Origin of the sequence: Microcoleus sp. AT3-A2 (assembly GCF_036705685.1) — a bacterium.
GTDB lineage: Bacteria > Cyanobacteriota > Cyanobacteriia > Cyanobacteriales > Microcoleaceae > Microcoleus.
This window is the reverse complement of the sequence record NZ_JAUBVF010000002.1, coordinates 214,098-238,661: the sequence shown is the minus strand read 5'-3', so window position 1 is coordinate 238,661 and position 24,564 is coordinate 214,098. Positions and strand designations below refer to the sequence as shown.

General features: G+C 45.9%; 30 protein-coding genes and 1 pseudogene. 17 read left to right on the top strand and 14 right to left on the bottom strand.

Annotated features, from left to right (window positions below; translation table 11 throughout):
* Positions 1-35: 35 nt before the first annotated feature.
* The 4 genes from psaB to QUB37_RS02700 all read left to right on the top strand — a co-directional run bounded on the left by psaB (position 36) and on the right by QUB37_RS02700 (position 4,562).
* On the top strand, positions 36-2,264 hold the full coding sequence (gene psaB, locus QUB37_RS02715; RefSeq protein ID WP_333037061.1) for a photosystem I core protein PsaB: 2,229 nt from the start codon (positions 36-38) through the stop codon (positions 2,262-2,264).
* 144 nt (positions 2,265-2,408) lie between these two features.
* Complete coding sequence (locus QUB37_RS02710; protein WP_333158838.1) at positions 2,409-3,440, top strand: DMT family transporter; 1,032 nt, start codon at positions 2,409-2,411, stop codon at positions 3,438-3,440.
* 126 nt (positions 3,441-3,566) lie between these two features.
* Positions 3,567-3,776 (top strand): hypothetical protein, encoded by a 210-nt coding sequence (locus tag QUB37_RS02705; RefSeq protein ID WP_333158836.1) that lies wholly within the window; start codon positions 3,567-3,569, stop codon positions 3,774-3,776.
* A gap of 246 nt (positions 3,777-4,022) precedes the next feature.
* On the top strand, positions 4,023-4,562 hold the full coding sequence (locus QUB37_RS02700; RefSeq protein ID WP_333158834.1) for a cold shock domain-containing protein: 540 nt from the start codon (positions 4,023-4,025) through the stop codon (positions 4,560-4,562).
* A gap of 231 nt (positions 4,563-4,793) precedes the next feature.
* On the opposite strand, the gene QUB37_RS02695 is transcribed toward QUB37_RS02700, so the two are convergent.
* Positions 4,794-4,988, bottom strand: a complete 195-nt coding sequence (locus QUB37_RS02695) for a hypothetical protein (protein WP_333158832.1) — start codon at positions 4,986-4,988, stop codon at positions 4,794-4,796.
* 383 nt (positions 4,989-5,371) lie between these two features.
* Between QUB37_RS02695 and QUB37_RS02690 the strand changes: the two genes are divergently transcribed.
* Complete coding sequence (locus QUB37_RS02690) at positions 5,372-5,911, top strand: group 1 truncated hemoglobin (protein WP_333158830.1); 540 nt, start codon at positions 5,372-5,374, stop codon at positions 5,909-5,911.
* Between the two features lies 1 nt (position 5,912).
* The gene (locus QUB37_RS02685; RefSeq protein ID WP_333158828.1) at positions 5,913-6,254 is read left to right on the top strand and encodes a hypothetical protein; all 342 of its coding nucleotides are present in this window, start codon (positions 5,913-5,915) and stop codon (positions 6,252-6,254) included.
* 108 nt (positions 6,255-6,362) lie between these two features.
* On the opposite strand, the gene QUB37_RS02680 is transcribed toward QUB37_RS02685, so the two are convergent.
* Together QUB37_RS02680 and QUB37_RS02675 are read right to left on the bottom strand one after the other, a co-directional pair.
* The gene (locus tag QUB37_RS02680; protein WP_190744088.1) at positions 6,363-6,557 is read right to left on the bottom strand and encodes a hypothetical protein; all 195 of its coding nucleotides are present in this window, start codon (positions 6,555-6,557) and stop codon (positions 6,363-6,365) included.
* A gap of 142 nt (positions 6,558-6,699) precedes the next feature.
* A complete protein-coding gene (locus QUB37_RS02675; RefSeq protein ID WP_006631308.1) occupies positions 6,700-6,912 on the bottom strand; it encodes a helix-turn-helix domain-containing protein in 213 nt (70 codons plus the stop codon).
* A gap of 12 nt (positions 6,913-6,924) precedes the next feature.
* On the opposite strand from QUB37_RS02675, the gene QUB37_RS02670 reads away from it, so the two are divergent.
* A complete protein-coding gene (locus tag QUB37_RS02670; protein ID WP_333158916.1) occupies positions 6,925-7,056 on the top strand; it encodes a hypothetical protein in 132 nt (43 codons plus the stop codon).
* On the opposite strand, the pseudogene QUB37_RS02665 reads toward QUB37_RS02670, so the two are convergent.
* Together QUB37_RS02665 and QUB37_RS02660 are read right to left on the bottom strand one after the other, a co-directional pair.
* Positions 7,000-7,211: pseudogene (locus tag QUB37_RS02665) on the bottom strand (helix-turn-helix domain-containing protein). The gene QUB37_RS02670 and the pseudogene QUB37_RS02665 sit on opposite strands and share 57 nt — an antisense overlap.
* 76 nt (positions 7,212-7,287) lie before the next feature.
* Complete coding sequence (locus QUB37_RS02660; RefSeq protein WP_333158825.1) at positions 7,288-7,506, bottom strand: helix-turn-helix transcriptional regulator; 219 nt, start codon at positions 7,504-7,506, stop codon at positions 7,288-7,290.
* A 131-nt stretch (positions 7,507-7,637) separates the two neighbouring features.
* Here QUB37_RS02660 and QUB37_RS02655 point away from each other — a divergent pair, with 131 nt between their 5' ends.
* Positions 7,638-8,108 carry a hypothetical protein gene (locus QUB37_RS02655; RefSeq protein WP_333158823.1) on the top strand — a complete coding sequence of 157 codons (471 nt, stop codon included), beginning with the start codon at positions 7,638-7,640 and terminating at the stop codon, positions 8,106-8,108.
* A 41-nt stretch (positions 8,109-8,149) separates the two neighbouring features.
* Here QUB37_RS02655 and QUB37_RS02650 read toward each other — a convergent pair whose 3' ends face one another.
* From QUB37_RS02650 to QUB37_RS02615, 8 genes are all read right to left on the bottom strand, one after another.
* Positions 8,150-8,356: a hypothetical protein gene (locus tag QUB37_RS02650; RefSeq protein ID WP_172190588.1), complete on the bottom strand. Its 207-nt coding sequence runs from the start codon at positions 8,354-8,356 to the stop codon at positions 8,150-8,152.
* A gap of 196 nt (positions 8,357-8,552) precedes the next feature.
* Positions 8,553-9,875 carry a CO2 hydration protein gene (locus tag QUB37_RS02645; RefSeq protein WP_333158821.1) on the bottom strand — a complete coding sequence of 441 codons (1,323 nt, stop codon included), beginning with the start codon at positions 9,873-9,875 and terminating at the stop codon, positions 8,553-8,555.
* Between the two features lie 174 nt (positions 9,876-10,049).
* A complete protein-coding gene (locus tag QUB37_RS02640; protein WP_333158818.1) occupies positions 10,050-11,603 on the bottom strand; it encodes an NADH-quinone oxidoreductase subunit M in 1,554 nt (517 codons plus the stop codon).
* Between the two features lie 240 nt (positions 11,604-11,843).
* Positions 11,844-12,563: a carbonic anhydrase gene (locus tag QUB37_RS02635; protein WP_333158817.1), complete on the bottom strand. Its 720-nt coding sequence runs from the start codon at positions 12,561-12,563 to the stop codon at positions 11,844-11,846.
* Positions 12,564-12,659: 96 nt separating this feature from the next.
* Positions 12,660-14,519, bottom strand: coding sequence for an NAD(P)H-quinone oxidoreductase subunit F (locus tag QUB37_RS02630; protein WP_333158815.1), 1,860 nt, complete (start codon positions 14,517-14,519; stop codon positions 12,660-12,662).
* Between the two features lie 334 nt (positions 14,520-14,853).
* Positions 14,854-15,798 (bottom strand): glycosyltransferase, encoded by a 945-nt coding sequence (locus QUB37_RS02625; RefSeq protein ID WP_333158813.1) that lies wholly within the window; start codon positions 15,796-15,798, stop codon positions 14,854-14,856.
* Between the two features lie 326 nt (positions 15,799-16,124).
* Positions 16,125-17,240, bottom strand: coding sequence for a phospho-N-acetylmuramoyl-pentapeptide-transferase (gene mraY / locus QUB37_RS02620; RefSeq protein WP_333158811.1), 1,116 nt, complete (start codon positions 17,238-17,240; stop codon positions 16,125-16,127).
* 130 nt (positions 17,241-17,370) lie between these two features.
* Positions 17,371-17,610 carry a DUF3134 domain-containing protein gene (locus QUB37_RS02615; protein WP_006631296.1) on the bottom strand — a complete coding sequence of 80 codons (240 nt, stop codon included), beginning with the start codon at positions 17,608-17,610 and terminating at the stop codon, positions 17,371-17,373.
* Positions 17,611-18,022: 412 nt separating this feature from the next.
* Between QUB37_RS02615 and QUB37_RS02610 the strand changes: the two genes are divergently transcribed.
* Both QUB37_RS02610 and QUB37_RS02605 read left to right on the top strand, forming a co-directional pair.
* Positions 18,023-19,699: a glycosyltransferase family 4 protein gene (locus QUB37_RS02610; RefSeq protein WP_333158809.1), complete on the top strand. Its 1,677-nt coding sequence runs from the start codon at positions 18,023-18,025 to the stop codon at positions 19,697-19,699.
* 140 nt (positions 19,700-19,839) lie between these two features.
* Positions 19,840-20,424, top strand: a complete 585-nt coding sequence (locus tag QUB37_RS02605; RefSeq protein WP_333158807.1) for a PAP/fibrillin family protein — start codon at positions 19,840-19,842, stop codon at positions 20,422-20,424.
* Positions 20,425-20,568: 144 nt separating this feature from the next.
* Here the strand turns inward: QUB37_RS02605 and QUB37_RS02600 are convergent, their stop codons facing one another.
* A complete protein-coding gene (locus QUB37_RS02600; protein ID WP_333158806.1) occupies positions 20,569-20,808 on the bottom strand; it encodes a helix-turn-helix transcriptional regulator in 240 nt (79 codons plus the stop codon).
* A gap of 164 nt (positions 20,809-20,972) precedes the next feature.
* Between QUB37_RS02600 and QUB37_RS02595 the strand changes: the two genes are divergently transcribed.
* From QUB37_RS02595 to QUB37_RS02565, 7 genes are all read left to right on the top strand, one after another.
* Positions 20,973-21,233, top strand: a complete 261-nt coding sequence (locus tag QUB37_RS02595) for a hypothetical protein (protein WP_333158804.1) — start codon at positions 20,973-20,975, stop codon at positions 21,231-21,233.
* A gap of 132 nt (positions 21,234-21,365) precedes the next feature.
* A complete protein-coding gene (locus QUB37_RS02590; protein WP_333158802.1) occupies positions 21,366-22,034 on the top strand; it encodes a Uma2 family endonuclease in 669 nt (222 codons plus the stop codon).
* 185 nt (positions 22,035-22,219) lie between these two features.
* Entirely contained in the window at positions 22,220-22,474 is a 255-nt protein-coding gene (locus QUB37_RS02585; protein ID WP_333158800.1) for a type II toxin-antitoxin system ParD family antitoxin, read from the top strand.
* A complete protein-coding gene (locus QUB37_RS02580; protein ID WP_333158798.1) occupies positions 22,471-22,776 on the top strand; it encodes a type II toxin-antitoxin system RelE/ParE family toxin in 306 nt (101 codons plus the stop codon). Before QUB37_RS02585 ends, QUB37_RS02580 begins: the two co-directional genes overlap by 4 nt.
* 136 nt (positions 22,777-22,912) lie before the next feature.
* A complete protein-coding gene (locus QUB37_RS02575; protein ID WP_333027232.1) occupies positions 22,913-23,206 on the top strand; it encodes a DUF433 domain-containing protein in 294 nt (97 codons plus the stop codon).
* Positions 23,203-23,547 (top strand): DUF5615 family PIN-like protein, encoded by a 345-nt coding sequence (locus QUB37_RS02570; RefSeq protein WP_333158795.1) that lies wholly within the window; start codon positions 23,203-23,205, stop codon positions 23,545-23,547. The genes QUB37_RS02575 and QUB37_RS02570 overlap by 4 nt, the downstream gene beginning before the upstream one ends.
* A 161-nt stretch (positions 23,548-23,708) precedes the next feature.
* A complete protein-coding gene (locus tag QUB37_RS02565) occupies positions 23,709-24,524 on the top strand; it encodes a PD-(D/E)XK nuclease family protein (RefSeq protein ID WP_333158793.1) in 816 nt (271 codons plus the stop codon).
* Positions 24,525-24,564: the final 40 nt, after the last annotated feature.

Here is a 24,564-nt window from a genome sequence, read left to right as displayed (position 1 = left end):
CAATTTTGTTCAGGATTCAGGATTAATCAAGGCTTATGGCAACGAAATTTCCAAAATTTAGCCAAGACCTTGCCCAAGACCCGACCACACGGCGGATCTGGTACGGGATTGCCACAGCACACGACTTTGAAAGCCACGATGGCATGACCGAAGAAAATCTTTACCAAAAGATTTTTGCTTCTCACTTCGGCCACCTAGCAATCATTTTCTTGTGGACATCGGGCAGCCTGTTCCACGTAGCATGGCAAGGTAACTTTGAACAGTGGATTAAAGACCCTCTAAACGTCCGCCCGATCGCTCACGCGATTTGGGACCCGCAATTCGGCGCTCCTGCTGTAGAAGCTTTCACTCAAGGGGGCGCTTCTAACCCGGTGGATATCTCTTACTCTGGTGTCTACCATTGGTGGTTCACCCAAGGGATTCGGACAAACGCCGACCTGTATCAAGGAGCTATCTTCTTGCTACTACTGGCGGCTGTCTTCCTGTTCGCAGGTTGGTTGCACCTCCAGCCCAAGTACCGCCCCAGCTTGTCTTGGTTCAAAAACGCTGAATCTCGCCTCAACCACCACTTGGCTGGTTTGTTCGGTGTCAGCTCTTTGGCTTGGACTGGTCACATGGTTCACGTTGCTATCCCCGAATCTCGCGGACAGCACGTAGGTTGGGACAACTTCTTGTCTACCCCGCCTCACCCGGCCGGTTTGGCTCCGTTCTTCACTGGTAACTGGGGCGTATACGCCGAGAATCCAGATGCAGCGAGCCATGTCTTCGGTACTTCCGAAGGCGCTGGAACCGCAATTCTGACTTTCTTGGGTGGCTTCCACCCTCAAACAGAATCCCTGTGGCTGACAGACATCGCTCACCACCATTTGGCGATCGCAGTTCTGTTTATCGTTGCCGGTCATATGTACCGGACTAACTTCGGTATCGGTCACAGCATCAAAGAGATGTTGGATTCTAAGGCTGGTTTGGTCGGCGGCAAGAGTGAAGGACAGTTCAACTTGCCTCACCAAGGCTTGTATGAAACTTACAACAACTCGCTGCACTTCCAACTGGCATTTCACCTAGCTGCTTTGGGCGTAATTACCTCCTTGGTAGCACAGCATATGTACGCGATGCCTCCCTACGCTTTTATAGGTAAGGACTTCACGACTCAGGCTGCGCTTTACACCCACCACCAGTACATTGCTGGATTCATCATGGTCGGCGCTTTCGCCCATGGAGCTATCTTCTTGGTGCGGGACTACGATCCAGAAGCAAACAAAGGCAACGTGCTTGATCGCGTGTTGCAGCACAAAGAAGCGATTATCTCTCACTTGAGCTGGGTGTCGCTGTTCTTGGGCTTCCACACTCTCGGCTTGTACGTTCACAATGACGTTGTAGTTGCTTTCGGAACTCCTGAAAAGCAAATCTTGATTGAACCTGTGTTCGCACAGTTCATCCAAGCTGCTCACGGAAAAGCTCTCTACGGCATGGACGTGCTGTTGTCTAACCCTGACAGCATTGCTTCTACCGCTTGGCCCAACTACGGCAACGTATGGCTCCCAGGCTGGTTGGATGCGATTAACAGCGGTACTAATTCTCTGTTCTTGGCGATCGGACCTGGCGATTTCTTGGTTCACCATGCGATCGCACTAGGCTTGCACACCACCACCTTGATCTTGGTCAAGGGCGCTCTGGATGCACGCGGTTCTAAGCTGATGCCGGACAAAAAAGACTTCGGTTATGCTTTCCCTTGCGACGGCCCCGGCCGTGGCGGTACTTGCGACATCTCTGCTTGGGACGCGATGTACCTGTCTGTATTCTGGATGTTGAACACCCTAGCTTGGGTAACGTTCTACTGGCACTGGAAGCACCTGGGCATCTGGCAAGGTAACGTGGCTCAGTTCAATGAGTCTTCTACCTACCTGATGGGCTGGTTCCGCGATTACCTCTGGCTGTATTCTTCTCAGTTGATCAACGGTTACAACCCGTATGGTACTAACAACTTGTCAGTCTGGGCTTGGATGTTCTTATTCGGACACCTTGTTTGGGCAACTGGTTTCATGTTCCTGATCTCTTGGAGAGGTTACTGGCAAGAGTTGATCGAGACTTTGGTTTGGGCTCACGAGCGCACTCCTTTGGCTAACTTGGTTCGCTGGAAAGACAAGCCTGTTGCTTTGTCGATCGTCCAAGGTCGTTTGGTTGGCTTAGTTCACTTTACTGTGGGCAACGTCCTCACTTACGCGGCCTTTGTAATTGCCTCGACGGCCGGGAAATTCGGGTAACTCTGAACTCTGGTTTCTAGGTAATTAACTAAAATCCCCCGCCTTCTAGCGGGGGATTTTTTTGTATATTTCTGTAAGGAATTACCGCATAGGAAACAGTGGTATAAAGAAGAGAAGGCATCATATATTCATGTTCCTATTATCGTGTCTCAATTATTCAACCGCATCCCTGGACGAACCTATTTATTACTAGCAATCATTATTTTTGCTGCCTCTAACTCTGTCATTCGCAAACTGACCGATTTAGGAGCCCAGAACGCAATCGACGGCAGAAATTTGATTTCACTTTGTAATGTTTTATTTGTAGGGAATCTCTGCGCGTTAGCAGTTTTATTCCTGGTTTATCGCCAGCAATGTACGGTGCAAAATTTCCGATCGATTCCCAGTAAAACATGGTGGGGATTGATCGGAATTTCTTTGCTCTCTGGGGCATTGGCTCCAGCCTTAACTTTTATGGCGTTGGATTTAACCGCTGTCAATAATGTGGTACTGATTGGACGCATCGAGCCGCCTCTGATTTTAGCGCTGTCCATTCTAATTTTGGGCGCTCTCGTCAATCTTTGGGTGATTGCGGGGGCGATCGTTTCGTTTCTGGGTGTTGCACTGACTATTGTATTGCAAACACCGACTACCGATATGATGGACATGGGCGGATTGACGATCGGCAGAGGCGAATTCATGGCAGCATCCGGGGCGATCGCGTTAGCCATTTCGACGATTATTAGTAAAGTCACGCTCAAACAAATTCCGTTAGGATTGTTCTCTATTATCAGAACAACACTGGGAACAGTTGTTTTCTTTATTGTCGTTTTAATCTTATATACTCCCACTCACTTTATCGATGTTTTTGCGCCCTTCCTCTGGCAGTGGATGCTCGTCTATGGTGCGATTATTGTTGTTGGCGGACAACTGTGCTGGTTTACGGGACTAAAAACGACGGGCGCGGCAGATGTATCCCTCGCCAGTTCGTTTAGTCCGATCGCGGGGATTTTAGCCGCCTATTTGATTTTATCGGAAACGCCAACAACAGCTCAATACATCGGCGGCAGCATCATTTTAATCGGAATCGTTCTCAATCAAATTGGCGTTTTTCGCAAGCAAACCCAACCCGCGCCTCAACCTCCTGTAAGTCCGGCCAAAGAGATGGATATGGAAGTGGGATTCAAAGGGATTTAGTCGTTAATACCGAGCCTTAGTTAAGGGAGCATCCCACTTTTACAGTCAGTATAAATACTCAGACAATTGTCGGGCTAAGCTGATGGCATAATAGAAAGCAGATAAATTACCATAATCCAAGTTCGCATGACCCCAGAAGAACAGCAGAAGATCAAAATAAATCTCCAAGAAATAGCAGAGATACTTTATAAGAATACCCCAGTAGACAATCTACAAAGCTTTGAATCCGTAGAACTGAGTGTGAGGGAACATTTAATTGAGACAGTAGCACCAGAAATTAGCGGTTTTTTTTTCACTCGGCGGGGGGAAAAGGTTCGGGTAGAAAAAGAACCATAAAAAGTTGTGTAGGAGAAATAACTATATCGAGTAAACAAGCCCAAAGGCTGGGAGTAAAGAAGGGAAGTCGTCTAGTTAAGGGGCGATCGAGTCAAAACTTAAAAGGGATTGGAACATACTACAGATTCTTAGTTACAATAAGTAACCCTAGAAGTTGATATTCGCAACAGTCCGATTAATGTTCGTCGGCGCCAGAAAGCGAAGTGGTTGGCTGAGTCTGTTAAGCACGAATAAAAGTTCAATTTTATGAAACCTGTTCTGAATAAAGGGCAACTGACAACCTGGAAAGACGATCGGGGGTTTGGCTTCATTAAACCGGATGATGGCAGTAAAGAAGTTTTCTTGCATATCAGTGCGCTTAAGGAAGTAAGTCGTCGCCCAAAAGTCGGAGATACGATTTTGTACGAGCAAGTTGCTGAAACAGACGGGAAAGTACGTGCAACTAGAGCATCAATTCAAGGTGTTGCACCTCGACATCGGCCAACAAAGCAGAAACCACAGAAACGCGGTGTACTCAAAACAGTTTTTGGTATTGGGATTCTGGCTGTCATTGTGGTTCTTACAATGGAGTTTAGTCCTAGTCGTTCACCTTCTCCAATTACATCGATCGCCAAACCAGGATGTACTATCAAAGGCAACATCTCGATCGATACAGGCAATAAGGTTTATCACCTTCCAGGCATGGAAGATTACGAATCAACAGTTATTGATCCAGCTAGGGGTGAGAGATGGTTTTGCACAGAGTCAGAGGCGATCGCAAATGGTTGGCGTAAAGCACCGAGGTAGCCACAGCATCTCAACAACCGCGCTGCACCAGAACGTATAGCCGAATGAAGAATCAATGCCAAAAGTTAAGAGAATAGGCGAGTTTAAAATCTGTTGTCTTACTTGATTATGAAATTAATGGCCATCTAGATAATCTGAATAAACCTCTTTCTCATGTTTGCTTCATTGTGAAATTCTTGCAAAGTGATTGGCCGTAAAGCTGAAACTGTTGACCTGGTTTTCCTCAACCGCTCAAATTTCACCCTTCACCTGCATTTGATGCACCTGATCAGCCAACTCTTGCAAGCGCTTTTCGTCCAACTCGTCGATCGCCAGCATCCCGACATAGATGATTTCCTTCAGCGTTAGTCGGGTTGCTAGCGCCTTTTTCTGCACAAGTTCCTTAATTATGGGGCTGACTCCAATGGCGGTACTGCCTCTAGTCACAAAACTAACCGGAGATTCACAAGTTCGATTAAATTTTAGGACTTTTAACCTCAGCTTTTAACTGCGATCCAACTTGTTTAACCGCGTTTTGACAAGACGCCACACAATGTGAACTCCATCAATCAGCAAATGCTGACTTATCTAAGAAATATTACAAAATCTACCGTAAGATAATTTAATGCTAAAGTTATCAAGTGATGTGACGACTGATCGCTCTTTCCCATCGCCTCTTTCCCATCGCCTCTTTACCATCCCACAGAGCGAAAGACTAAGTTTAGTTGGGCTTATACTTCGCCTTCCGGCTTCTTAAGCCTATGTATCTGTAAATGACTTAGTGCTGAAGATTCAATTAACCATATTACCATCACACTTGGAGATTTTCAATGAAAATCAGTAAATCTTTGGCAATGTTGTTGACATTAATTTGTATGACAGTCATAGTAGTGACTACTTTCAGATTAAGCCCTAGTTTCGCTCGTTCTACGCCGGCGATGTCAGCACAAGAATCAGCCGAAAAAGTAACTACAGATATGATTGCACAAGGTTCTTCAGCAAGAACTCTGTACACTAGGTTAGGAGGCTACAACGCGATCGCGGCAGTCATTGATGATTCAGCAGCTTTCATATTCGCTGACCCTTTAATTGGTAAATACTTTATTGGCTTGAGCACAAACTCAAAACAGAGGCTGCGTCAGTTGTTAGTGGATCAATTCTGCCAAGCGGCAGGGGGGCCTTGTGTTTATACAGGGCGGACTATGAAGCTTTCCCATAGTGGAATGGATGGAGGTCTCACGAACAATGAATTTAACGCTTTTGCTAATGGTGTGTCCCAAGCTCTCGATAAAAATAGCGTCAATCCACCAGACAAAGCCGATGTCCTGGCATTTGTTGAGAGTCTCAGAACCAAGATTGTCGAAAAGTAAGATGAAACGCTCCAATCTCCTCCTGCTTTCGGTGGTATTTCTGCTACTGTCAGGAATGGTAACGGCCGATGCAGCCCATGCAAAACCGTCAGAGCCAACCACCGAGATGAAAGTTCCAGTATCCCCAATGCCGAGGCAGTCTTCTGAGCGCTTTTCCATGCCTGCTCTTTTTGGTCCACCCCAAGCTCAATCCAACGATCGACCTTTTTGTTTTTATCAGCGCTCCGATAGCACGATAGTTGATTTGAGCAGACTGTGTGGGGCTAAGAACACCGAAACGGGTACAAATACTAGATGGGACAACGCTCCTGTTGAGGAGAAGAAAACCCCAATTTATTGGTAGAAAAATGAGAATTTGTTTCAGTAGACGAATTCCATAGCAGCGCCCTTGCCTTACTTCACCCGAAGTACGCGCGACGTAGCTAACCCGTAGGGAATCGCCCTCATCGCCTCAAATTTCACCATTCACCTGCATCTGATGCACCTTGTCAGCCAACTCTTGCAGGCGCTTTTCGTCCAACTCGTCGATCGCCAGCATCCCGACATAGATGATTTCCTTCAGCGTTAGCCTGGTTGCTAGCGCCTTTTTCTGCACAAGTTCCTTAATTATGGGGCTAACCCCAATGGCGGTACTGGCTCTAGTCACAAAGGTAACGGGAGATTAACAACTTTGACTAAATCTTAGCACCTTTAAGCTGAGCTTTTATCTGCGATGCAAAATGCTTAAGCGCGTCTTGACAAGACGAAACACAAGGGTTTATAGTGGAAACGTGGAAAGGCTGATCGACCTATTCCTCAATAATCTCCACCAAGTCCTCAATCATCACATCAAATGCCCGCGCTAACTTGTACAGGGCGGTAAAGTCAACCATTGATATTTCTGAACGACGAGCATAGCTGGTTATGGTGCTATAGATCACGCCCGATCGCTCAGCCACCTCCTTGAATGTCCAGCCCCTCTCGGCCGCTAACTCTCGCACTTTTACTCTGACTAAACCCATGCTTGACAAATAATGCAGTTGCGTTTTAAGATAATTGCATCTGAAAAAGTGCTCGCCCCCGGTCTTGACAACTTAATGCCGATCGACCTATTCCTCCAAAACCTCAACCAACTCCTCAATCATCACATCAAAAGTCCGAGCTAACTTCCGCAGGCAAGTAAAGTCAACCATTGCCATTTCAGGACGACGAGCATAGCTTCTGACAGTGCTATAAATTACCCCGGAACATCGGATACTTCCTTAAGCGTCCAGCCCTTCTCCGCCGCTAGTTCCCGAATTTTTAGCCTGACTAAACCCATGCTTGAGAGTTGATGCAATTCTTAGGTTGACTCACCATGATATCGGAAAATTCAGTCAATATCGTGGCAGACCGACCTACTCCTCTAAAATCTCCACCAAATCCTCAATCATAATATCGAAAATGCGAGCCAGCCTGTGCAAGTAGGCAAAATTAACGGTTGTCATGCCTTGACATTGGGCGTAGTTTCTAATGGTGCTGTAACCAACACCCGATCGATCTGAAACTTCCTTAAGTGTCCAGCCGTTCTGGTCTGCAAACTCCCGAATCCGCAACCTCACCAAGCCTTTGCTCATACTTACTTGACAAATGACAATCTGCTGTCGTTTAATATTAGATATCTGAAAAAGCGATCGCCTCACGTCTGGACAACTAAGGGCGATCGCCTTCAAAAATTAAATAGACAGTTACTAGCTGTCTACCAGCAATGATAGCATCATCCCAGCTAAAATCAAGCACCCTCACCTGCTCAAAAATTCTCCACAAATCGCCAATCCTGCATCCGCTGGCGAGATTCGTTACCGAAGAAACAGTGGCCCTGCTGTTCAATATCGCAGCAGACGAGATTTACCGCATCGAATGCTGTCGCTACATGGTGTACGTGCACGCCAAAGGCATCAGCCGCTTTGTCAGCTACGCCGATTTTCCCCCTATTTTAGAAGTACAGCCGATCGCACCTCAAGATTTTGGCCGATGGTACAAACGCTGGAAAAGCAAGCAAGCACCAGCATTTTGGACGAAATTCTACACATATAAGTTCAAAAAAGCTGTTTCAGTTGATAGCTTGCTGGAGTGGGGCCAATTGGTAGCTACTGTTAAATCGGTCATTTCTGGAACCGCGCTGCAACAGCTACGAGATGTCTATGCCCAAGAAAAAAATTTGATGGATAAATTTTAAAGTGCGATCGACTTAATCCTACTTGAACTTTCAATTAAATTTTAAAACACTTCATCCTCGATTCCCAGCCACCATTCCCCCAGATTCATTAAATCTTTGTGAAGGTCTGTAAGTTCTGTCATATACTCTTCAGCAGAAATCTCCGATCGCCTTTCTTGCAATTTTTTCAGTCGCAGTTGCACCAACAGCCAAGGTTTGGAAATCCCGTCCTTTGCTTCGATATATTTGGCTAGATCTTTGCTGTCCATAGTTATTGGGGAATGGGGCATAGGGCATAGGGCATAGGGCATAGGGCATTGGACATTGGACAATTTTACATTTTAGATTTTAGATCAATTAGTAATTTTAATCTAAAATCGGATGGGGCATAGTAATCGGTAATCATTAGGAGTTTTTGCAATAACAAATTCCCGATTACTATGCCCCATTCCCAATGCCCGATGACTACCTATAATCTGAAGTCTGAATGTTCTTCAACTTCGCTGCGTATTTCATGCCGTATTCCGGGCGGCAGAAGCGATCGATCTGAGACTCGAAAAACGCCCGATTCGCCTTCAAATGCTTCGGGTTTGGATCGTCCAAAGGATACAGTAGGGCAACCCGCAAAGCTTGAATCACTCCCGAAGTAACGCAGTACATCGATCGCTGGAACGTTACGCCAATTTGATTGAGAATATCATCCTCGCCGCGACACCGCTGTTTGTAGAAATCCATCAAATAAGGCGGCAGGAAGTGCAGCATATCTTGTGCTAGCAAAGTCGGCGGAATTCCGGCAGTACCTACTGGGAATTTATCTGCATACAAAACTCCGTAGTGGAAGTCTTTTTGATCGTCGGGAACTTCCTTGGCTTGCGCGTTGTACGATTTGGTTCCCCGGAACGGCGAAGTGCGGTAAAATATAGCTTCTACATAAGGTAGCGCTGCTTCGTACAGCCAAGTGAAACCTTTAGATTTCGGGATTATTTCGTAGGTTTCCCCGTCGATGACAACGTGGTGGTAAATCGGGCGACCGGCGATCGCAAATATGCCATTTGTGATGAAATCCATCGCCTGCGGGACTGTGGTAACTTTGCCTTCGTCGTACAAGTCGGAAACTTCAAAAAACACCGGGGCCATTACTTCCCAAAACAAGCCGAGATTGCTGTAATAAGACATTTGGCGGCACTGTTCTAAAAACAAATCCGGGAATGCTTTGTGCAGCGCCAGCATGAACGGATCTTTTTTGAAGTAAGCTTTAATGGCGCGATCGGCATTAGCTTTGTATTCGTCGGTGTCGAGATAAGGGTCAAATTGATTGACGGGAACGTACATCCCCCGGTGCCAAAGCATCGACCTCATGACCTCTTCGGCAAATTCCATGTTAATGCGATCGTGCCACAAATGGTGCATAAATCGAGGAAGTTTACCAGTTTCTCCCTTTTCCATGAACTCCAAAAGTTCCGGGTGAACGCTTCCAGTACCGCGCCAGATCCGCAAATCTGCACCGTCGCCTGCATAGTGATTTTGCAAGTCTAAATACTCTTGGGGTAAAAAGTATTTAAAGAAAGGAAGCGGGTGTAAAAATACTCGTTCGGCGATGTAGAGCAAATCCCGCCAGTAAAAGTCCATCGGCACCGCGTAAGCTTTCCAGATAGCGATGATTTGCATCAGATTTTCCGGCGTATCTGGAATCATCGCGCCACCAGCTTCCAGCCTGTGAATTACTTCGGCAAATTCGTGTTTTGAAGGGGGTAGTTTAGTTGCTGGTTTATTAGGGGTTTGTACCATTGTTTCTTCCTTTGATTGAGTGAATCTAAATATTTTGAAGTATTGCAAAAAGCTGCGATTCTTTAACTTCCAGGCTAGAGCCGGGGAACCGATATCCAGGCCGGCGAGCCGGAAAATTGGAGGCAGAGCCTCCGGACTTGCGTTCCCAGGTAGAGCCTGGAAACGAGTAGATTCTTAGTCTGCGGAGGCGGACTTCGTTTGTGTAGACGCGATTTCAAGATCCGAGTGTTCTAGGCGATAGCTAATAGCAACTTGGGTATTTCTGTCAGCCGGCAGAGTAGCAACGATCGCATTTGTAGTCGATTCGCTCCACTTGAGCAGCCAAGCAGGTTGAATTCCCAACACGAAAATGATGCCCGCCAAAACCAACGCTGGCATATTTTCAGCAAACGTAACTGCAGGGTAGTAAGCCGTGGCATTGTCCAACTTTCCAAAACAGGTGCGGTTGAGCAGAATCACAAAGTAAACTGCTGTTAAACCAGAAGCTAAAATGCAGAGTAAAGTTGGAATTGGAAAGATCGAGAAACTGCCTTGAAACACTAAAAACTCGGCAATAAAACCCACCAAACCAGGAATTCCGGCGCTTGCCATGCCGCCCAAAACTAACAGGGAACTGGCAGTGGGTAAACCCCGCATCGGGTTCATCAAACCGTTGAGCACGTCCAAATCCCGCGTGCCAACTTTGGTTTCGATGATGCCTACCAAATAAAATAGCAAAGCTAAAATCAAGCCGTGGCTTACCATTTGCCCGACAGCACCGATTAAGGCGAGTTTCGTGCCGGCGGCGCAAGCAACGAGGATGTAGCCCATATGCCCGATCGAACTATAGGCTACCATGCGTTTGATGTCTTTTTGGGCGATCGCGCTCAAAGCCCCGTACATCACGCTCACAGTCCCGATAATCGCTAAACCGGGAGCTATAATCGACCAAGTTTCGGGAAACATCTGCAAGCCAAACCGCACTAAACCGTAAGTTCCCAACTTCGCCAGAATCCCTCCCAGCAAAATTGCTGTTGCTGGCGAAGCTTCGACGTAAGCATCTGGTAGCCAAGTGTGCAGCGGCACTAAAGGAATTTTAATTCCCAACCCAATTAGCAAAATTGTTAGCAAGATTAACTGCACATTTCTCGGCAATTCTTGAGTGGTAATCGCACTGTAATCGAAATTTAAAGAACCACTCAGCCAAGCCACACCCAAAAATGCTGCCAGCACTAAAAGTCCCGAAACTGCCGTGTAGATCAAAAACTTCATGGCAGCGTATTCCCGCTGCTTTCCGCCCCAAATCGCAATCAACAGGTAAAAAGGAATTAATTCTACTTCATAAAACAGTACAAACAGCAGCAAATTTTGAGACATCAAAGCTCCGGCAACACCCGCATTGATTAGCAAAATCAAAGCGTAGTAAAGCTGGGGGCGCTCCATCTTTTCGCCAGTGCCATAAATGACTAATAGCGTTAGCAAAGCACTTAAAACCAGCAGCGGCAACGACAAGCCGTCAATGCCTAAGTTGTAGCTCAAACCTAATTGTGGAATCCAAGGCAAATATTCTTGAAATTGCAGTCCGGAATTGGTTGTATCGAATTGAGTCAACAGCCAGATATTCAAAATGAAAATAGCAGAAGCAAAAGCCGAGGCTATTGAACGCAGGCGCATCCCATTGATATTTCCGGGCAGGAACCCGACTACCGCAGCGCCCAACGTGGGCAACCAGAGCAAGGCACTAAGCATAATGTGTCAAGAGTAAAGAGTAAAGAGTAAAGAATCAATTTTTCAGGTTTTTGTGTTTGATAATTTCAGTCCTGAACGCAAAGGACACAGGTGGTAAGGTGCGTCCGCTCGCCCAACCCTCGCTAATCCATCTATAACTCGGTATGACGCACCCTACAAGTCGTCGTCTGCCTGGGGCTTTGAGTCTGAATTTGAGAGTTTAGATGTTAACTTTTCCCAAATTATCAATCCCAAATTGCATCACGGCACAGTAACCATACTGACTGCACCCGTGTCTAAATCGTAGTATCCACCAACAACTTTCAGTTTACCCTCTTGAATTAACTGAGAGATAACTGGAGACTCTTTCAACCTCTGAGCTTGCAGAATAACATTCGCTTTGACGGCATTTTCTACATTATCGCCCGGTTGGTTTTTCGAGCTTTCTACAGCCGGCTTAATGGCATTGGTCAAACTGCCAATTTGACCGGGAAGTTCACCTCCTTTGATGGTTGCGGTTACCGCACCGCACCTTTCATGTCCGACTACCATAAGCACTTTTGCTCCCAGTACCAGCGTGCCAAATTCCAGGCTACCCTTTTCTTCTGGGGTAACCACATTTCCGGCCACGCGACAGACAAATAAATCTCCAATTCCTTGATCGAAGATAATTTCCGAAGGAAAGCGGGAATCTGCACAGCCGAGAATACAAGCAAAGGGTTTTTGAGTTTGGGCAACTTCGGTGATGCGCGCAAAGTCTTGGTGGGGATTTTGGCGTTTTCTGTCAACAAACCGCTTGTTCCCGTCCATTAACTTTTGCAGAGCAGCATCGGGAGTCGAGTCATTTTGAGCAATTGCCGGTTCGGGTGCAGCCAACTCAGCGCCTGCTCGTGCTGCGAGTATCCCTGTACCAATCGCACCTGCGACAAATTTGAGGGAATTGCGCCGGGAAAGATTCAATTTGTCGTTATTTTGGTTCATTTGTGCTGCCTGGAGTTGGAAATCTTTGTTCAAGACTTCATATTTTTAAGATTTTAGATTAAAACTGTCACCTAAAATCTTAAAAATTATATCTCTTTACCCGCCTACAATCAGCGACAGGCGAGCTAGCAGAGGCCAGCTTATCAGCAGTCCCAAAAGCGCCACGCCGAACAGAATTGTCAGGGCGTAAAACTGAGTTTGACCGTTAACGTTGTATTTGAGGCTTTGCCCGCTGAAAACAGTTGCAAAACCGATTAAATTCACGAATCCGTCAACAATATTGCGATCGACCCAGGAGATAAATTGAGCAACTAAACCAACTGCAAATATCACTGTCACCCGGTACAGTTTGGCGGTGTAAAAGTCGTAGGCAAAAAAGTCTTGCAGGCCTTGAGAACCAATTCGTACCGGTTTTTCCCATTTCTCGTTCAGGTAAACAAATGCTCCTGCACCGATGCCGATCGTCGTTGACAAAACTAGCAGTCCACTTGCGGTATAATTCAAACTTGCCCCAGGCAATAAATGCCACGCAGCCAGCAAGTGCGGAACGTGCAAAGTAAAGCCCATTAAAACAGTCATCGGCAAGATAAAAGGCCAGTGAACTTCCGGCGAACGTTCGGTCATTTGCTTTGGTTTGCCCCCGAAAACTAAACCGAAGACGCGCACCAAGCCAAAAGCAGTGACGGCGTTTACAAACAGCACTATTCCTAACAAGAAAGGGTGAGCTGCCCAAAGCCCGGATGTGAAGTCTTCTAAAGCCCAGAAACAGCCGAAGGGCGGCAGTCCCAGCAATCCAGCGCTACCGACAATAAACGATATGGCCGATATCGGCCGCTTTCTCCACAAACCGCCGAGAGCTCGGACATCCTGAGTGATGCTGTTCCAAACTACCGAACCGATGCTCATCACCAGCAAACCCATTGCCAAGCTGTAGGCAAATATCAATGTCAGGGCTGTCTGGGCTTGTCCGGTGCCGACGGCGATAAATACTAAGCCCATGTAAGAGCTGACTATATAGGAAAGCGTGCGCTTGATGTCGATTTGGGCGATCGCAATTAATGAAGCACCAACCGCCGTCGCAGCGCCTACAATAATAGTTGTCTTCACGCCCACGGGCGACAAAGCAATCACCGGCTGCAACTTAATCAATATCCAAGCACCAGTTTCGACAACTACGGTGTTCCGCAAAATCGTCGCCGGCAGCGGGCCTTCCATCGCCTCATCCAGCCACAGGTGCAAGGGAAACTGAGCGCACTTACCCATCGGCCCGGCAATCAAAGCTAAGCTCAACAGCGTCGCTACAGTAGGGTCAAGCTTTGCAGTCTGAGCCCAAACAGCCAACTCGTCAAAATTCCAAGTTCCAGCCAGCGGCAGAATTGCGACTACTCCCATCAGCAGGAATAAGTCTCCCACCCGCTTTGTTAAGAAAGCGTCGCGGGCTCCTGTCACCACCAAAGACTGATTGAACCACAGCCCGACTAGCAGGTAAGTACCCAAAGTCAGAACTTCCAAAATCATGTAGCTGAAGAACAGGGAATTGCACAGTACCAAGCCGCACATCCCGGCTTCAAACAGCCCCATCAGCGAAAAGAAACGAGCCCAGCCCCAGTCCATTTCCATGTAACCGAAAGCATAAATCTGCGCCAGCAAGTTCAGTCCGGTAATCAAAACTGTCGCCCCGACGGTGACAGCAGAGATTTCTACGGGAATGGTTAAGTCTAAACCTGCTACATTCAGCCAGGGAATCAACTGGTGTTGGACCGGTTGGTTCCAGATAGCTGTGAGGGCGATGACGCCGTGTAGGAAAGCGAACAAGGTTAATATGGCGTTCACGTAACCGGATGGTCTTGGCCCCGTGCGGCGGGTAACTGCTGGAAACCACAGCATCGACAGAACTCCGCCGATAAGTGGATAGCAAGGTATAAACCAAACGGTCTGGAGTAAGATTTGAGCCATTGGCATTACCTGTAAAGGTTACAAAAATTTAAAATTCTGAGAATAATTACGATCGCGCCAACGACAGCACTGAAAAGCCAGAAGGCAGAATTAGAGGCTATTTTGGCGTCAGTATTCGAGTTACTCGTTGTTTTGAGACTAGGCGGGAAGAATAGACTTATTAATTTTATATTAAGTATTGCGTTAAATTTTCATATTTCTGATTCAGCATACTTATCTATACCGATAACCTCTACTTATAGGTATATAGAGGGGCGGATTGTGTACAAACGAATATTTGTTGATCGCAAGTGCGATCAAACAATAATTTATTGCTCTAAAATATTAAAACCTATTAAAACCGCTCAATCTGCCAAGCTGATTCGGGAAGTTTGGCTTGGCGCTGTCCGATCGCCCTTGCCCTAACATTCAAAAGACCGATCGGCGTATTAAACAAATCTACCATATCGGATCGGCTGCTCGCACTTTTGGCAGCAGCAACCGGAAATTCCTTGAACAGCCACCTAGCCAGCCGGTAAAAATATTCCCCTGTTGTGAATTCTCGCATCAAATCGACACCGTAGAGTTCGTGCAAATATTTATTAGATTCGCCGTACCGATACCATTGACTTTGCAACTGTTTTATTGTAGAACGGTGGCGGTGTCGGACGATCGCATTTTCGGCAAAATACATTTTATAGGATGTTTCCCGCAAAATCCGCCAGCATAAGTCAGCATCGCCGCCGCTGGTGAGGTAAGGGCGAAATAATCCTATTTGTTGTAAAACTAGCCTCCGTACAGCTAAATTGGCGGTTTGGCCGTAAGCACAAAAAGGGTGAGCGAGAGTATGTTTTTGAGATAAAGTATTTTCGCGATCGGCGTGTTGTTCTAAGATAGTTTTACCGGGCAATGCGAGTATTTCCCCAGCGCTAATTCCTACTTCTAAGTCAACAAATGGCTTAACTAAATTTTCCAGCCAGTCAGATTCCGGGCGACAGTCTGCATCGGTAAATGCAATGATTTCGCCTGTTGATGCGCGAATTCCTTGATTGCGGGCGGCGTAGGAACTTTGAATCTGGTTTTCGGTGAGGTGGCGAATGGTTATCTGATCCAACTTAGCTGCTGTTTCGAGGATTGCTAAAGTGCGATCGCGACTGTTGTTGTCTACTAAGAGATATTCTACACTGTCGATCGGATAAGTTTGCGATCGCAGGCACTCGATCAACTCCGGCAAATCCATCTCGCCGTTGTAAACAGGCACAACCACCGAAACTTGAGGTAAAAACCCATCACTGTTCATTAGCCCTCTATGCAGCTTTTTGAGTCAATTAGGAGTAAAGTCATTATTACTAACAAGTTTTATGGCAACTTAACTTATCGAATAATGTCTACTTCTGTGCCTTTCTCCACAAACTGATACAACTCCTCAACATCCTTATTTTCAAGCGAGTGGAACAGGCCGGAAAGCCAGTTTTTTGAGTTAGTTTTTGAGCCTGAAACGGGCAAGATGCCCGTTCCACAACTGCATTGAGTTCCTGTAGAACGGGCATCTTATTTGTTTTTGAACATTGCACAAAATATCTCTTGCATCCCCTGCACAATCCGTTACCGTTACCAAATCCGCTGTTAACTGTTGCTAGTAAACATCAAAATCATTAACACTAACGCCCCGTTAGTTAAATAAAAGATCCCAACAACCTGAGTTTCCAACCAGCCGCACAACTCTAAATGATGGTGCAGTGGAGCCATTCTTAACAGACGCTTGCCGATTCCATCAGGCCCTTTTGTAGCTTTGTAATAACCTACTTGAGCAATTACTGACAGCGTTTCAATAAAGAAAATCCCGCTGATAATTAATAATATCCAAAGGCTATTTGTTAATAAAGCTACTGCACCCAACGCACCGCCCAAAGCTAAAGCACCTGTATCGCCCATAAACACCTTGGCTGGATTGCGGTTGTGTGCTAAGAAACCGAAACAACTGCCGCTGATGCAAGCGCAAAATATCATTAATTCTGGCGAAGTTGACGCTACAGATGCGCCCAATCCCAAAAGTGCTATCGCCCCCAAACCGCCCATCAACCCGTCAACACCATCGGTAAGATTAGTAGCATTGCTTTCGGCAACTAGCACAAAACAAGCCAGCGGCCAGAACAGCAAACCTAATGGCAATACCCAACCGAAAGGCAAAGCAACATTCGTATAAATTGCAGGTTGATGAAACATCAGCCACAGACAAAATAGAGCAGCAAAACTTATTTGCAAAGCCAATTTCATCCGAGGTGAAATACCTTTGTTCGACTTGCGTCGCAGAATTTGCCAGTCATCGAGCCAGCCAATGAAACCGTAAGCTAGAGTTAAAGCCGATACGGCAACAACATCTGAGTTAAACTTAGACCAAAGTAAAGCGACTGCTACCCCTGCGGGTATAAAAAAGATGCCTCCCATTGTCGGCGTTCCCGCTTTTTTCAAATGGGCTTGGGGGCCGTCTTCGCGAATAATTTGTCCTGCTTTTAGTTGCTGGAGTACGGGCACAACTGCATAGCCCAACCCCGACGCAACTAAAGCACAAACAACTAGCGGCATAAATAGCGATGTAGGTAAATTCAAAAATCTACCCGCTACTACATCTAAACCGATCGCTACAGTGCCGAGCCCCAAACCCAGCAGCAGGAATAAATTCTTGCCTGTAAGTTTGAAAGGCAGACTAAAAGGGATTTTCTCATCCAAAAAGTTATCCATAACACTCCTCACCACACACTATTTGAGAATAAGCAATTGACAATGGGGGAATAGGGTGCGATACAGGAGATTGAGAAATCTCTGAGTTTTTCTTCCCTGTTTCCGGTTGATTTCTTCACCCTTCTACCCGTTATTCTTCGCCTACACTCACATCCTCTTCTACTTCCTCTTCTAAATCATCGTAAGGACTGTCGTCAACTGCCATAAGTTCAGAAATTTCTTCTTCGTGCAGATAGTCGGGTTCTTGGACATCCCTTGCTAACAGGCGATTGTTAGATTCCAACCAGTCTAAAAGAGAAGATTGCTGTTTTAATGGAATTACATCCGCAGGTAAGTGGCGAGGAATTTGACGCAGAGATGGGTTGTACATGATTATCGGTTTTTAAAGACAAAGACGCGATCGAGTAGAGGTAACGTTTTGCCGACGAACTGCTCCTTTGATCAAGCACTTGCAAATCGGGCATTTAGCAAGGCTAAAGCATTATACCACAGGCACTGTTTGGTTCCGGATCGGATAAGATGGGAGACCCAAAAGGCGATCGCCCCCAAGCATGGGCATGAGGATATCACTAAAATCCGCTCTTGCCAATCCTTCTTTAGCCGTAAGCATTGTACTCTAAGACGATCGTCTTTAAGATATCGCGGGACACGAGGCGATCCTATTCTGCAAGCTTCTTTAACGGCAAGGGTTTGATTCACAACAGTCTCCTGGTTTTTCATCAAAGCCTGAGCCCGAATGCCCTCTGGCTTCTTCAGTCAACTCTCAAGCAATAAATCTCAGAATGGATATAACAGCAGCGGTTTTATATAACAAAGAGGGCTACCACACCGGAGGCAAAAAACTTCTGGGGCGTCATTCAGCCGGAGAAGGGTTTCTCAAAAGCTTAGTCCAACACGGAACCGCTGACTCTCTATACTGTTGCGCCGATAGCGAAACAACCTTTAAGGAGTTTTGTTCGCACATCCAACCTTGGCTGCAAAAACCTCGGAAAGTTCGCTGGATTCCGATGGAACGACCGGATTTGCTATCTCAACCGGGCACACTTTACCGACCCGATCCGGTTCTGTCGCAGATGGTGTGGGCGCGCAGATTTGTCGATCAGCGGGCCTACAGCGTTTGCGGCGTTACTCACACGATCGGTACACAATACATCATGGAGGCGATCGGCGATTTGATCACCGCACCCATGCAGCCTTGGGACGCCCTGATCTGCACCTCTGCCGCCGTGAAAACAGCAGTAGAAGGAGTTATGAGGGAATGGTCTGAATATTTAGCCCAGCGGAACGGCGGTAAACCGGAGATTTTGGTCAAATTCCCCGTTATTCCCCTAGGAGTGGATTGCAGCGCGTTTCCGCAGGGTGTGGAAGCAGTTAATAGTCGCCACCAAATGCGACAAGAACTCGGCATTTCTCCCGAAGATATAGTTGTGTTATTTGTCGGTCGATTGACTTTTTCTGCAAAAGCTCATCCAGTACCCATGTACATCGCCCTAGAACGGGCCGCACAACAGACAAAAGCCAAAATCCACTTAATTCAAGCCGGTTGGATCGAAGATCCGAGAGAAGAACCCGACTTTAAAAATAGTGCACAAATATTTTGTCCCTCGGTGAATGCTATTTTTTTAGATGGGAGACAGCCGGAAATTAGAATAAATATTTGGTCGGCGGCCGACATTTTCATTTCGCTGTCCGACAACATTCAAGAATCCTTCGGACTGACGCCAATTGAAGCTATGGCGAACGGACTCCCGGCCATAGTCTCTGATTGGAACGGATACAAAGAATCTATACGCCACGAAATAGACGGATTCCGCATTCCCACACTCATCCCGCCCCCGGAATCTTGTTTAGATTTAGCCCTAAATTATCTTGACGGCAGCTTAAATTGGCCGACTTACATGGGTCACACTTCCCTCGCCACAGCAGTAGACATTGATGCTTGCACCCTGGCATTGTGCCAATTAATTGAAAACCCCGAATTGAGAAAGCGGATGGGGGAAAATGCCAGACAAAGGGCGAGGGAAATTTATGATTGGAAAGTAGTAATTGCTGCTTACGAACAATTGTGGCGGGAATTAGCAGAAATTCGCCTCGCGGCACCGGAGTCAGCACCTTTAAAAGCCGGGAAGCCGCCTTATCCCCTAGGCGACGATCCGTTTCGGGTATTGGGTAATTATGCGACTAGAAGTTTAAGCAATGAGATGATGCTGAGTCTGGGTGCGATCGCCACACCAGAACTTTTAAAGCAGGTACAGACAATTAGGTTTACCAGTTTTGGTGAAGATAGGAGAATATCTGTTAACATTCAGATGGAGATATTGGATACAATTAAGCACGAAGGTGCGATCAGCGTGGGGGAAGTTATCCGACGCTACGTTAAAAACGAGCAAGAATTAGCATACCTATATCGGACGATGCTCTATCTGGTGAAATTTGGTATCTTAGTTATTAGTCATTAATCAATGTAGGGTGCACACTGGACACAGACAAACCCAATAATAAGCGCGCTAAAAACTACTTGTCGCGTAATTTATAAATAATATTGAACGCGAACTCAAGAATATTTTTTCCTTCTTCATCCCTCTTCCTAAAAAAATCTATGCTGAGAAAATCTGCACTCTTAGAGATAATTGCTGGTAAGAATCGTGGTTTGCTGGCGACTCCCAGCGACAAACAAGCGATTTTAAGTGCGATCGCCCAATTGGAAGATTACAACCCCACACCACGCCCTGTCGAAGCCGCAGAGCTTTTAAATGGTGATTGGCGGTTATTGTACACAACCAGCGGCGAACTGCTGAATCTTGACAGTTTTCCCTTGGTAAAATTGGGTCAAATTTATCAATCTATCCGCGTCAAAGAATCTAAAATTTACAATATTGGCGAACTTTACGGATTGCCTTATTTGGAAGGAATTGTCAGTGTAGCAGCGAGATTTGAGCCAACTTCGGAACGGCGAGTGCAGGTGAAGTTTGAGCGGTCTATTGTAGGTTTAAGCAGGTTGATTGGCTATGAATATCCGGGGAAGTTTATCGATGAGATTGAGTCGGGGAAAAAGTTCGCTGCTGTAGATTTCGGGCTGGATACTCGCGAACAGCAGGGATGGCTGGATATTACTTATTTGGATAAGGATTTGCGGATTGGACGGGGAAATAAAGACAGTGTTTTTGTCTTGACAAAAGAGTGATTTTGTGAGGTGTGATTAAGTGCGATCGCCCCTTAACTCATACTCAATTTATCTTTCCTTCATCCGCGTTTATCCGCGTTCATCTGCGGTTACAAATCAAAAATATATCCCTTTTGCAAACAGTTCAAGACTTCATAAATATTGTTACTTCGTCAGTTTTGTCTGTTCTTTCTTTTCCGTCGGCATTGACTTTCTGACAGCTAGCATCAACTCCGCCTCGCTACATCGATACAAATCTCGCATTCGGAATACTTGCCAAACTTCCATCTTTGGCAAGGTTCGGCTTTTTTCCCAGTTGCGAATTGAAGACTCCGCGCATTCTAGTTCCCGTGCTACGTCTAAGATTGTCAGCCCTGCACGTTCTCTCAAGGCTCTCAAATCCATAGCTGAATAAACCTTTCAATATAACAAGTGTTAATATTTAGCGCCAAGTATTGACACATGAGGTGAGTTTGGTGTTTAATCATAGTAGTAGAGGCGTTAGTCGATTTCCGGCAAGAGACTTACTAACGCCCTTTCCTGTAGTCCATAGAGGATACTAAACCATCATGCCACAAAACGGTTATCAACAGGGATTCGCTGCGAATCCTGGGGCGATCGCGTACCAAAAACGCCTTTACCCTTGGGCGATCGCCAAACTCATGCCCAGTATGCAGCGGGCGATTGTGGGGCGATTTCGCAGTCGATCGGATGCTGACGGGCACTTGCTGTGTCTGCGTCAACTGATGCCTCAAACAAAGCTTGTCGTAGTTTTTGACTTGCAACCAGACTTAGAAGTACCAATGGCGGCGCCCACAGCAATGCGATAAGCAGAAGAATCTGATCCCCCCCCTGAAAAAAGGGGGGTTATAAAAATTGACAAATTACTAACTACCAATTACCGCAGCAGATAAATATCAACCTAAGTTAGGATAATTTTATCCTTAATTTGCTTTGAAATCATGACTTCTACAACTGCAAAATTCATCGTGTCTCCAGTGGGCGAAATTCCCCAATGGCAAGTCGCGACGTGGGAAGATTATGTAGCAGCCTGCGAAGATCCATCTTTGGAGGAAGCCAGAATATTTTTTTATGAAGGATATCTTTGGATAGACATGGGTAATGAAGGGCCTCAGCACGCCAGATTTAACAACCTCTTGACGCTGGTATTTTACGCCTGGTTTGTCAGCAAAGGAGGACAAGCTTTCGATGATTTGGGCGGATGTGTAATTGAGAAGCCAAAGGTGGGAGGAGGTGCGCCCGATCGCATTTTATATGTCGGCGGAGAGTTCATCCAGTGGCAAAAAGGGGAACCGCGCCGACTTAATCTAAATAAATCGCGAATTCCCGATTTAGTGATAGAAACTTCCGATACGACTTTGGCCAGCGATTTAGATGAAAAAAAGCGGTTGTATGCTGCTTTGGGAATTCCTGAGTATTGGGTAGTAGATATTAAGGGCGAGAGAGTTTTGGCATTTCGCTTGCAGGAAAATGGGAAATATCACGAATGCGAAATTTCCGGTGCGCTTGAGGGATTGCCAATTGCTTTACTATCAGAGACTTTAAAACTTTTGGGTGAGGGAAATGGGACGGCTGCGATGTGGTTTGCTCAACAAATTGGGAAGTTGTAGAGAAGTTGGCGAAAAGTACGTTAGCGAAGCCCTCGAAGAGGATCGCACGCGATTCACAATAATTTTTTCAAGCTCGACTCTAGGGCTGCCACAATCTCTGAGAATGTTGATATTTGTGCTAAGCTAATCTACAAAAGATGTCACGATCGTGCAGTAACCTTTCTGTGATTTAAAGGAGCAAGTCAATGAATATTGTCTTAAAGCCGGAATACGAAGAGTTTATTCAAGCGCAAGTTCAAAGCGGAAAATATGGCAGCGCTGAAGAACTAATTGGAGAAGCGATCGCACTTTTAAGAGAACGAAAACAACGCATCGAAGAACTCCGCCAGAAAATAGCAGTGGGAACTGCACAAATTGCTAAGGGACAAGTGACAGATGGAGAACTCGTGTTTGCCAAAATTCAAGAAAAGATCGATCGAAGAGAACAGTCAGGGGCATGAACAGTTATACATTTTCAGATGAAGCCGTCCGAGACTTGAATGAGATTTGTGAGTACATTGCTGGCAATAGTTCCAGGGCAGCCAGCGAGCTTTTTGATGCAATTCGTCAAAAATGTAAACTTGTCGCCGAATTTCCCAATATGGGCAAACGCTATGAGAGGTTATCCCCCAACTTGCGCGGATTTATTGTTAGGGATTATTTAATTTTTTATTACCCGAGATCGGACGGGATTGATATTGCTCGCGTTCTGCGGGGTGATCGAGACTTGGAATTATTGTTTTTAGAGTTAGGGGAAGATTAATTAGCGTTGGATCGATCTGAACGGGCGATCGCACTTGTAAAAAAGGGCGATCGCGCTTAATGCTTCTCAATTTTTGGCACACTTTTAGCTTAAATAATAACATATAATAAAAATATATCTGCCCTGTTAATCTGCCATGAATGTACAATCTGTTTCGCGTTATGTCGCACGTCACCCTGAAATTTTGCAAAGCGAACCAATTATCGCAGGAACCAGGACTTCCGTTCGGGCGATCGTGGAATTGTGGCGTTTGGGTATTACTCCTGAAGAAATCCCCATGCACTTACCTCACCTGAAATTAGCTCAAATTTTTGACGCGCTGAGCTTTTATTTGGATAACCAAGAAGAAATAAATACTTATATTGAGCGCAATCGAATTCCTGAAGAATTGATTCATCCTGCTGTTAAATCTGCAATGAGAAAGCCGTGAAACTGTTTGCAACTATTTATACAGATGAAGATGTTTCAAGGCTTGTAGCTACTTTACTGCTGGCTAGAGGGTTCGATGTGACGACAACCAGCGAACAGGGAATGCTGAGTAAATCCGATAGCCAACAATTAGCTTACGCAGCATCTATGGAGCGATGTTTGCTCACCCATAATCGCGTAGACTTTGAGCGACTGCATCTAGATTATATGACAGAAGGAAAACAACATTCTGGGATTATTGTGATCCCTCAAAAGAACCCCTATGAGATTGCTCAACGGGTTGCCATTTTATTGAATACGCTAACGGCTGATGAAATCGCTAATCAGCTTTTATATGTATAAAGCGATCACACTTGGAAAAAAGGGCGATCGCACTCTCCTCCAAAAACGCGATCAAAATTATCGGCGTCCATCTGCATCATCAGCCTCAATCTGCGGTCAAAAGAAAGACCAGTCGCCTCCCTTACAATCATAAAAAATATAAAATATAAAATCATAAAAAAATGCTCCGACTCTCCCAAACCCAACTCAAAATCCTCGAAGAATGCCCCCGCAAATTCCAACACAGCTACCTAGAACTACTAGCCACCACCGCCTCCCCAGAACACAAAGAAAAACTCACATGGGGAAGCCACTTTCACCTATTAATGCAGCAGCGAGAACTCGGACTCCCCATTGAATTCATCATCCAACAAGACCCCGAACTGGGACGGTGTGTGGCAGCATTTATCAACACCGCACCCGAACTTTTCGCCAATTCAGAAAATAGCGATCGAATTTTCCGCCAAGCCGAACATCCCCGCACCCTAATTTTCCAAGACTACCTATTCACCGTTATCTATGACTTGCTAATAGCAGAACCAAACGCCGCTCAAATTCTCGACTGGAAAACCTATCCCCGCCCTCAAAAATCCAAATGGATAGCCGAAAGTTGGCAAACTCGCCTCTATTTATACGTCTTAGTAGAAACCAGCGACTATTCCCCCGAACAAGTTTCCATGACATACTGGTTCGTACAATTGCAAGGAGAAGAACCGCCGCAAAAACTCACATTTTATTACAACCAAACAGAACACGATCGCACAAAAGAAGATTTAACCAACCTATTGCAGCAGCTAACCGAGTGGCGACAGCGCTATACCGAAGGCGGCGAATTCTTACCCCAAGTAGAAATTAGTTCCAATCTTTGCGATTCCTGTCAATTTGCCACTCGCTGCAACCGCACAACAGACAACACAGTTTCCTCATCCAATCTTTCCGCAGAAACTCCCACAGATTGGCTACCCAATCTTGCTATTATTGAGGAAATGTCTATTTAATTCAAATCTTTTACTATGCCAACTATTAGTCGCCCGGTGG

Coding starts and splice junctions, on each gene's coding strand:
- psaB (WP_333037061.1), top strand. CDS start 36: ATGGCAACGAAATTTCCAAAATTTAGCCAAGACCTTGCCCAAGACCCG.
- QUB37_RS02705 (WP_333158836.1), top strand. CDS start 3,567: ATGACCCCAGAAGAACAGCAGAAGATCAAAATAAATCTCCAAGAAATA.
- QUB37_RS02700 (WP_333158834.1), top strand. CDS start 4,023: ATGAAACCTGTTCTGAATAAAGGGCAACTGACAACCTGGAAAGACGAT.
- QUB37_RS02690 (WP_333158830.1), top strand. CDS start 5,372: ATGAAAATCAGTAAATCTTTGGCAATGTTGTTGACATTAATTTGTATG.
- QUB37_RS02685 (WP_333158828.1), top strand. CDS start 5,913: ATGAAACGCTCCAATCTCCTCCTGCTTTCGGTGGTATTTCTGCTACTG.
- QUB37_RS02675 (WP_006631308.1), bottom strand. CDS start 6,912: ATGGGTTTAGTCAGAGTAAAAGTGCGAGAGTTAGCGGCCGAGAGGGGC.
- QUB37_RS02670 (WP_333158916.1), top strand. CDS start 6,925: ATGCAGTTGCGTTTTAAGATAATTGCATCTGAAAAAGTGCTCGCCCCC.
- QUB37_RS02660 (WP_333158825.1), bottom strand. CDS start 7,506: ATGAGCAAAGGCTTGGTGAGGTTGCGGATTCGGGAGTTTGCAGACCAG.
- QUB37_RS02655 (WP_333158823.1), top strand. CDS start 7,638: ATGATAGCATCATCCCAGCTAAAATCAAGCACCCTCACCTGCTCAAAA.
- QUB37_RS02650 (WP_172190588.1), bottom strand. CDS start 8,356: ATGGACAGCAAAGATCTAGCCAAATATATCGAAGCAAAGGACGGGATT.
- QUB37_RS02645 (WP_333158821.1), bottom strand. CDS start 9,875: ATGGTACAAACCCCTAATAAACCAGCAACTAAACTACCCCCTTCAAAA.
- QUB37_RS02640 (WP_333158818.1), bottom strand. CDS start 11,603: ATGCTTAGTGCCTTGCTCTGGTTGCCCACGTTGGGCGCTGCGGTAGTC.
- QUB37_RS02635 (WP_333158817.1), bottom strand. CDS start 12,563: ATGAACCAAAATAACGACAAATTGAATCTTTCCCGGCGCAATTCCCTC.
- QUB37_RS02630 (WP_333158815.1), bottom strand. CDS start 14,519: ATGGCTCAAATCTTACTCCAGACCGTTTGGTTTATACCTTGCTATCCA.
- QUB37_RS02625 (WP_333158813.1), bottom strand. CDS start 15,798: ATGAACAGTGATGGGTTTTTACCTCAAGTTTCGGTGGTTGTGCCTGTT.
- mraY (WP_333158811.1), bottom strand. CDS start 17,240: ATGGATAACTTTTTGGATGAGAAAATCCCTTTTAGTCTGCCTTTCAAA.
- QUB37_RS02615 (WP_006631296.1), bottom strand. CDS start 17,610: ATGTACAACCCATCTCTGCGTCAAATTCCTCGCCACTTACCTGCGGAT.
- QUB37_RS02610 (WP_333158809.1), top strand. CDS start 18,023: ATGGATATAACAGCAGCGGTTTTATATAACAAAGAGGGCTACCACACC.
- QUB37_RS02605 (WP_333158807.1), top strand. CDS start 19,840: ATGCTGAGAAAATCTGCACTCTTAGAGATAATTGCTGGTAAGAATCGT.
- QUB37_RS02600 (WP_333158806.1), bottom strand. CDS start 20,808: ATGGATTTGAGAGCCTTGAGAGAACGTGCAGGGCTGACAATCTTAGAC.
- QUB37_RS02595 (WP_333158804.1), top strand. CDS start 20,973: ATGCCACAAAACGGTTATCAACAGGGATTCGCTGCGAATCCTGGGGCG.
- QUB37_RS02590 (WP_333158802.1), top strand. CDS start 21,366: ATGACTTCTACAACTGCAAAATTCATCGTGTCTCCAGTGGGCGAAATT.
- QUB37_RS02585 (WP_333158800.1), top strand. CDS start 22,220: ATGAATATTGTCTTAAAGCCGGAATACGAAGAGTTTATTCAAGCGCAA.
- QUB37_RS02580 (WP_333158798.1), top strand. CDS start 22,471: ATGAACAGTTATACATTTTCAGATGAAGCCGTCCGAGACTTGAATGAG.
- QUB37_RS02575 (WP_333027232.1), top strand. CDS start 22,913: ATGAATGTACAATCTGTTTCGCGTTATGTCGCACGTCACCCTGAAATT.
- QUB37_RS02565 (WP_333158793.1), top strand. CDS start 23,709: ATGCTCCGACTCTCCCAAACCCAACTCAAAATCCTCGAAGAATGCCCC.